The organism is Pseudomonas fluorescens, from assembly GCF_005938625.1.
Lineage (GTDB): Bacteria > Pseudomonadota > Gammaproteobacteria > Pseudomonadales > Pseudomonadaceae > Aquipseudomonas > Aquipseudomonas fluorescens_BD.
Map to the genome: position 1 here is coordinate 1 of NZ_VCNJ01000098.1, position 6974 is coordinate 6974.

The 6974-nt window shown below is 51.5% G+C and carries 7 protein-coding genes; 2 read left to right on the forward strand and 5 right to left on the reverse strand.

The features are described from left to right. Window positions 1-42 precede the first annotated feature (42 nt). The 4 genes from FGA82_RS30595 to FGA82_RS30610 all read right to left on the reverse strand — a co-directional run bounded on the left by FGA82_RS30595 (window position 43) and on the right by FGA82_RS30610 (window position 3264). Window positions 43-1038, reverse strand: coding sequence for a YqaJ viral recombinase family protein (locus tag FGA82_RS30595; RefSeq protein ID WP_141129987.1), 996 nt, complete (start codon window positions 1036-1038; stop codon window positions 43-45). Between the two features lie 78 nt (window positions 1039-1116). Beyond that, entirely contained in the window at window positions 1117-2214 is a 1098-nt protein-coding gene (locus FGA82_RS30600; protein WP_141129988.1) for a RecT family recombinase, read from the reverse strand. Between the two features lie 107 nt (window positions 2215-2321). Then, window positions 2322-2828: a single-stranded DNA-binding protein gene (locus tag FGA82_RS30605; RefSeq protein ID WP_141129989.1), complete on the reverse strand. Its 507-nt coding sequence runs from the start codon at window positions 2826-2828 to the stop codon at window positions 2322-2324. A gap of 250 nt (window positions 2829-3078) precedes the next feature. Further along, complete coding sequence (locus FGA82_RS30610) at window positions 3079-3264, reverse strand: hypothetical protein (protein ID WP_064363860.1); 186 nt, start codon at window positions 3262-3264, stop codon at window positions 3079-3081. A gap of 681 nt (window positions 3265-3945) precedes the next feature. Here FGA82_RS30610 and FGA82_RS30615 point away from each other — a divergent pair. Then, complete coding sequence (locus FGA82_RS30615; protein WP_141129990.1) at window positions 3946-4701, forward strand: hypothetical protein; 756 nt, start codon at window positions 3946-3948, stop codon at window positions 4699-4701. 105 nt (window positions 4702-4806) lie between these two features. Next, window positions 4807-5652, forward strand: coding sequence for a hypothetical protein (locus tag FGA82_RS30620; RefSeq protein WP_141129991.1), 846 nt, complete (start codon window positions 4807-4809; stop codon window positions 5650-5652). A 726-nt stretch (window positions 5653-6378) separates the two neighbouring features. Here FGA82_RS30620 and FGA82_RS30625 read toward each other — a convergent pair. Beyond that, window positions 6379-6786: a hypothetical protein gene (locus tag FGA82_RS30625; protein ID WP_141129992.1), complete on the reverse strand. Its 408-nt coding sequence runs from the start codon at window positions 6784-6786 to the stop codon at window positions 6379-6381. Window positions 6787-6974 lie beyond the last annotated feature (188 nt).

Here is a 6974-nt window from a genome sequence, read left to right on the forward strand (position 1 = left end):
TCAATCAAGGGGGGAATAACCAAGGGCCCCCGCTAATTTTCTTCAGAACCAGATGCCTCCTCGCATCTCGGCCAGCACCTCATCAATCGAAGCTGAGTCAGTAGCCGCGTTGGCATCAACAGTCAACCGAACACGACCACCACCAGCTTTGCGGTGCGTTGCATACTTCTCATCGGACAAGTCCGGATCGAGTTGCATCGCCACTGCCTTCCAATCGATCGAACCATCCTGGATATATCGCGTGATGGATATGCCATCAGCTTTGGCTGAAACATACCCCCCCATCAACGCCACCAGTTCATCCCGGATGGTCTCTCGTTGTTCCTTACAGACTTTGACCGTCTGCATGGCTTTGGCCAAATCAGCATCTACCCGTTTCAACTGATCCGCGAACGTTGCCCACTGCACTCTCACTGCATCCTCAGGGGTGTAGTGATCGCGCTCAGGATCTTTAGGTGGAGCTTTGCCAGTCTGAACCATCTCCCAGAAATCCAACTCGCGATCCAGCATCATGTCGATGAAAGAATCTTCTCGTTGAATTTCGAATACCACGGGAGAATGACTGGGGTGATAGAACACCAGATATCCCATGTCCGCACCGGCTACAGCAATTTGGTGCTGAACCTGCGGGTAGTAGAGCCTGTAGCCCTTGCTGGCCATTCGATTGACAACAACGTCTTCGAAGTTACTGGTGCTCGGGCATTTAATCTCTAGAGGGCGTCCTTGATGTTGAATCCCATCGAACGACGCTCTGATGATTGAGTTAACAGACGACTCCGCACAAATTGGCAGAGCAATCGTGTCGTACTCCTCTTCAAACCATTGTCTTGCATAGGGCTCATGAACTATCCCGTGTCTGACCCAAGGGTTCTTGGACAGATCGTCGACAGGCAGCACTCCTCGAATTTCGCCCCATAAACGCCAAGGCGTTTTGAAAGGCGAGCTTCCCAGGATAACTGCTGCGTTCGAGGCCGAAACACCGCCTCGGCGCCACTCATGCCACTGTGTTGTTCTTTGCCCAACATCAACGACTCGCATAACAGCCTCCTCGTGAGTTGGGGCTGCCCCAAAAGGGGAAAGCCCCTCTTGGGTTAATGGTTGATGATGAACCTCTCATCATGCTGATTGCTGTTGGGCAGGTGCTCCAGACTGTGCCTTGTCAAGCTCATCCAGCGAATACTGTAAAAGCTCGCGAGAAAAACCTGATTGCTCTTCGAACCAGTCTCGAGCAGCTTGCCAGCAACCTGTTGTGTAAGCCCGGTCAATCACTGACTGGATACGCTGTAACACCTTCGGAAGAATTGTGGATGGGTCAAATTGAGGCTGAAGATCAACATGTCCCATTTCCTCAAACTCAGCGTCCGCGACCACATGAGAATCCATGTGGGAAGCCACGAATGCATGATTGTGACCAGGGGCCTGAGAGCTCATTGGCACAACAACCGGGTCAGCCGCCTGAACAAGCATGGCTTGACCGTCGATTACAGCGTCAGGATCACCAGAGAAGCCCTCTCCGTTCTGAATATCCAGAATCTCCATAGCGGTATCCATGCGCGGACTGGACAATGGCCAATCCTTGCGTGCTCGCTTGGTGATGGTTTTGAGGTACATCTCTTCCGCCCAGTTCATCCATGGTCCTTTGTCCTTCTTGAAGGCTTCGGAGGAATCACGGATCTGGAAAATCTTCTCGGCCCGAACAGGCGTCACGAGATGATCGCCACTAGGTAGCTTCGCGATGTTGTAACCGCCACGAAACTTACCTCGCTCCTCGATCGATGCAAAAGCATCGAACTCGTGAACGGGTAGCTGTGCAGGACCGCGAAATTTGAAGTGATCGTTGCTGTAGACCAACTCGGATTTTGACCAGGAAATACTACCGGTGTCGGTAGCAATCTTGACCAGCCCCCGGTAGCTGATATCCAACATGATCCTTCCATCGCGCGGCACCAGGTACGCAAGTGCCAACGCTGGATTCAACGTCAACCCGACAGCAGCGACGTTGATCATCGCCATGATCACGCTAGAAGGATTGCTTTGGGCAATCTTCAGAGCGAAATCCTTGTTTTTTCCACTGAACTGTTGGACCGCATACAACGCTTCAGCGTTGAAATTGAGTCCAACGTTTGTGCTTTGCACCATCTCAAGAAACTTCACCTCCGAACGTTTAACGAGGGAAGTAACAACCTGAATCGGGGATAAAGCTTGACTGGACATTTCACGCCTCCAAAAAATAAAGGCGCCACCCCAACAAGGGGTGGCGCCCCTTGTGTGGGTTGTGTATCTATAAATTATCGATTCAAATACGAATGATAATCATTGCGTCAAAACGGAATATCGTCATCAAAACTGTCAAAATCAGGAGCAGGCTGAGGTGCCGCTTGTTGCTGAGGTGCCGATCGTGACTGTTGTTGAGACTGTTGTGGTCGGGCTTGCTGGGGACGTGGTGCGGCACTAGATGGTGTCTGCTGAGACTGTCCGTTTTGAGGACGTCCGCCTAGTAACTGCATAGTGCCCTGCATGTCGACCACGACTTCAGTGGTGTAACGCTTGATGCCGTCTTTTTCCCATTCGCGAGTTTGCAGTTTGCCCTCGATATAGACCTGAGAGCCTTTACGCAGATATTCACCCGCGATTTCTGCAACCTTGCCGAACAACGACACACGGTGCCATTCAGTCTTTTCAACTTTTTGGCCGGTTTGTTTGTCGGTCCATGATTCACTTGTAGCAAGACTCAGGTTGGTGACGGCATTGCCGTTAGGCATGTACCGCACTTCAGGATCTTGGCCACAGGTGCCCACGAGAATTACTTTATTTACGCCACGAGCCATGGGTTATTCCTCCAGGAACAAATGAAGGGCACGACTCGTCCCTGAGGGGCGTGGTGCCCCAAAGGGGTTGGAATTGGTGGGTGTATGTTTTAAGTGATCACCAGACACTTTTTCCGCCGCTCCGCATGGAGCTGGACGAGAAACTGGTAGGAAATATTTGGCTGAAAGTACCTTCCGCAAACAGGAGGCTTCCTGTCTCTGGAAGGCGCTTTCCGGAGAGGTTTCCCTCTCCGGTGCAAGAAGCGACTCATCAAGCAACCAGGCCGATTTCCGCATGTTGCGACAGAAGTTTCTGTTGCACGGCCCAATTTTTGACGTAACGAAAATCAACCTGGTCCTCGCTCACGGTATCAGCAATGTGTTTTGGCACTGGGACACAGCGATTGTGGTCAAGGAGAAGCTCGCGTAGCTGCATGCAGTAAATAGCGTCGATCATGGAAGTGTCCTTTACGGGGTGTGCCACCAAAACCAATCCAAAGATGGGCTTTGGTGGCACACCCCGTAGGGTGCACCACTTGCTTCAGTCGACTCGCTTCATGCGTTGAAACGCAGGAGCGTCGTATGCGGACCAATCCTGAGGCATCCACAGCTTTCTGTAAGCGGCTGGGGAGAGATCAGTTTTGGTAGCACCAGTTGGTCGAGGTTCGGCGGGCGAAGGAGCAACAGACTCCTTCTTAACGGGCGTGATGTAGTAAATGAATGCTGCGACACGCTCTCTTGCGAATTGAACAATGATAACAGCGCAGATCAACAGTAAAACTATCGCGATCGGGCTAGGAGCAGTCAATGCAAGGTTATTCATGAGAGGCCTCTCTTGAAAAGTAGAGACCTCGACCCCGGTAGGGTGCGGTCCCTACGGGTGATGAGTAGTAGCGAACTACTCAGAAGGTGGGTGTTTGTTTTAAGTGATCACCAGCCACTCCGGAAGCAAGCCTCCGGATTCTCTCGACAGCGCAGCTGTGCGAGAAGAAAACGAATTGATGGAAAAATTACCAGCGCAACTGGAAGCTGTAAAGTCGACATTTCACGTAACCCCCTGCTAGGGGGCAGACTCAAGGTCAGGTCAAATAACACCTCGTTAACCTAAGGTTACCCCCCCCAACCAAAGGATATGACCATGACAGCTGTTGGCGAATCAGTAGAAAATCAATTGAATACGAACTCCGCTGTAGCTGAGCAGCCGGGAATCTCTGCAGGCGCTAAGAAAACCCCACAAGAGCAAAAACGAAAAACTGAGCCAAAACGGAAAATTTCGACTCCTACCATCAGCTCTACGGTGTCATTGAACACCGATGTCGCTCAGCGCGTTTTCAGAGATACCTTCCAGGTTGCAAGTCGCTCCCTGTTCACAATTGACGTTGTCACTCGGGCACTTGCCAATAAAAATACGGCATTCGACTACAGCGAAGTACTGAATGCCGTCATGAAAATCATCGACGACATCCAGGCCAAGCTCAGCAAGGACAAAGCCCAGATCGAACAGTTGCTGGCCTCGCAAAATGTCACGAGCAAAACCCGGTACGATCACTCCATTGAACAGCCTTACTCGATTTCGACTCCGCACGCGAATCGTTTTGCCCTCATCATCAGCGACCTGGACAGCTACCTGGTACTGATCGATACGGCTTGGCTAAGCGGGCTTATTGCATCCAACTCTGTTGCCGATCTGAAGTACGGCTGGCGGCGATCTGTGCTTCGCGCTACTCGCCAGCTAACGCACATCGCACGCGATTCGATGAAAAAGGTAAACCGTTCCGGCGAAGAGCTCGCAGCAGAAGTGCGTGAAGAGCTTGGTATCGATGCCGAAACGGATCAAGCAATCCTCTCGGATGCTTTAGCTAACGAAGTTGAGTCGACAGCAGAAGTCGCCTGACGCCTTCCAGTTTGTTTGCGACCCTATAACCCCCGCCATGCGGGGGTTTTCTTTGCATTTTTTTTAAACGTGGCAACATAGAAAAAACGAAAGGGATGCTCACGCATGACAAAAATGAAGGTACTAACAGGATTATTCAGCTCACTCGTACTGGCAGGTTGTGCTACCTCAATGCCTGTTTCCACCAATCAGTTTGAACATGATGGGGTGAAATACGGTTTCGAGGTAAAGGATCGGTCGACGCTGAAATTGGTCAATCAGGCCCCGCTGAAGTTTGCGGAAGACACTTCCACGACAGATCAGGTACTGCTATCAGCGGGGTTGCCGACTCTGAAGCAGGTACCGCTGGGTCGACTGAGCTCGAACGAAGTCGACAACTCAACACGTAAGGAAGGGTTCGACAATGTCCACACAGCGGCTTCACTGGCAATGGACGTTTCGAGTGGTGTGACCAGCGCCGCCACTGCAGGAGCGCTCGGAGCAGTCAACTTCCTGCTGGCGCCGACGGACAACGACCCGCGCACGCTGAACAACGCATACTGCTTCGTGCCGCGCACTGATTATCCAGACCAGAAGGCTGCCTACAAAAAATGTCTGGGTGATATCAAGGCCGATATCGAGGCCGCGACACAAACCAGCAGTACAAGAATCGGCTCAGATGGTACTCAGTGGTTGATGGACGACGCCCGTTGCAAACTTGGGCCAAAGCAATGCTTCACTGTTGCAGTGAATACATCAAATGCCGTGGCCGCTTCAGGCTATGCCCCTGTGAACAAGGGTGAATTCGCGGCATACATTTTCAGGGTCAGCTTAGGCTTTTACCGTGGGAAAAATGCGGCTCCAGGCGCAGAAGCTGACCTGTCAAAAGCCCTGGAAACTACGAGGGGAACTAAGACAACGACGTACCGCTTTTACGACCGTGTCAACGAGAAGGTCTTGGGAGTGTACTAGCGAACTACCTCAGAGTGAGGGACGCTATGTCAGAATTTAACGCAGCGTCTTTCACTTCAGGCATTGCCAGAACAGACCTACCCTTGATCGACAGTTAAGAAAAGAAATGGTGATGGCGAGTGTTACACACGTGGTCTAAGCACTCGTTCGGACCAGTTGAACTCGTCGCCACACAGCCGGGCCTCCAAGGCGATAATTCGAACCCCGCGTCCATCACTCGTCATCATCTTCAAAGCACGGTCGACAATAACGGATTCGGCCCAGTCACCCTGTCGCACAGACGTTGAAGGTCGATGCATTTGGGCGATGACTACGTATCCTCGGCCAATTGAGTTTGCCTGCTCGATGAGCTGCGCAAGTCCCGTGGGAGCAAGCAACTGTGGCTCATCGATGATTAACGTACTCCCGGTACGTGCCTCCCAACGTTCTAGAGCACTCGGGAAGACCCGACCACTTAGCGTCTCGCCTTTTAGGACCACGTCTCTCTTGTCAAACAGGCAACCGTTGGGGAAAGCTTTCCTTGCCAGCACAGTCTTACCGTGACCCGGCCGACCTACCAATAAAATTCTCTCTCCTAACTCGACATAGCTGGTCAGCTTCCGAGGTAGATCAACTCCGACATAAAAGTCGATGCTCCGCACTTTTATCCCCTCATTTTCATGAGATCAGCTATTAGATCTCACGTTTGCCATGGGTTGTCTTCGGAGGCGGTTATCATGAATTCGCTCACTGATCTCCATCTTGAGCAAAGCTCGTAGTTAGAGCTCTTGAAGCCAAATGGGAAGCATGAGAGGAGATCCGCTCCTTGAGCCGTACCAGCACATGAGCAAGCTCCGGAAGAGCTTCAGCTTCAACAAGGGAATAACTCTTGCCATCCTGCTCATAATCCACAATTCGGGGAGCGCATGTCCGCTTCGGATACTCGGCCAATCGATCTAGAGAGAAACCGCCCTCAATCTCACCCTTATCGCTGATCGTTTGAGTGACAACAAAATGAGAACCGCCAACCTCCGTGTCGAAACGGTTGTCGAATTGCTCACCGATCGTCCAACCTTCGGAAGAGGCAAATTGCGCACGATAGCGCTGAAAAAAAAGTACTTCCTCGCGGGTGTGCTTGAACTCATCTTCAATCATGAATGGTGCTCGCATTTTGAGTTTGTGCCCTGCTGAATATCAACACGTCGATTTTCACACGTTAGTGGAGAAAGCAATCGAGTTGACTGCCCCTTAGCTTGGGGCAATTACAGGGTGTGATGACAGATCATAAAGGCTTTTGGACACACAAAAAAACGGGCTGCGAAGCCTAATGCCAGTCAGTTAAG

Coding starts and splice junctions, on each gene's coding strand:
- FGA82_RS30625 (WP_141129992.1), bottom strand. CDS start 6,786: ATGATTGAAGATGAGTTCAAGCACACCCGCGAGGAAGTACTTTTTTTT.
- FGA82_RS30600 (WP_141129988.1), bottom strand. CDS start 2,214: ATGTCCAGTCAAGCTTTATCCCCGATTCAGGTTGTTACTTCCCTCGTT.
- FGA82_RS30610 (WP_064363860.1), bottom strand. CDS start 3,264: ATGATCGACGCTATTTACTGCATGCAGCTACGCGAGCTTCTCCTTGAC.
- FGA82_RS30615 (WP_141129990.1), top strand. CDS start 3,946: ATGACAGCTGTTGGCGAATCAGTAGAAAATCAATTGAATACGAACTCC.
- FGA82_RS30595 (WP_141129987.1), bottom strand. CDS start 1,038: ATGCGAGTCGTTGATGTTGGGCAAAGAACAACACAGTGGCATGAGTGG.
- FGA82_RS30620 (WP_141129991.1), top strand. CDS start 4,807: ATGACAAAAATGAAGGTACTAACAGGATTATTCAGCTCACTCGTACTG.
- FGA82_RS30605 (WP_141129989.1), bottom strand. CDS start 2,828: ATGGCTCGTGGCGTAAATAAAGTAATTCTCGTGGGCACCTGTGGCCAA.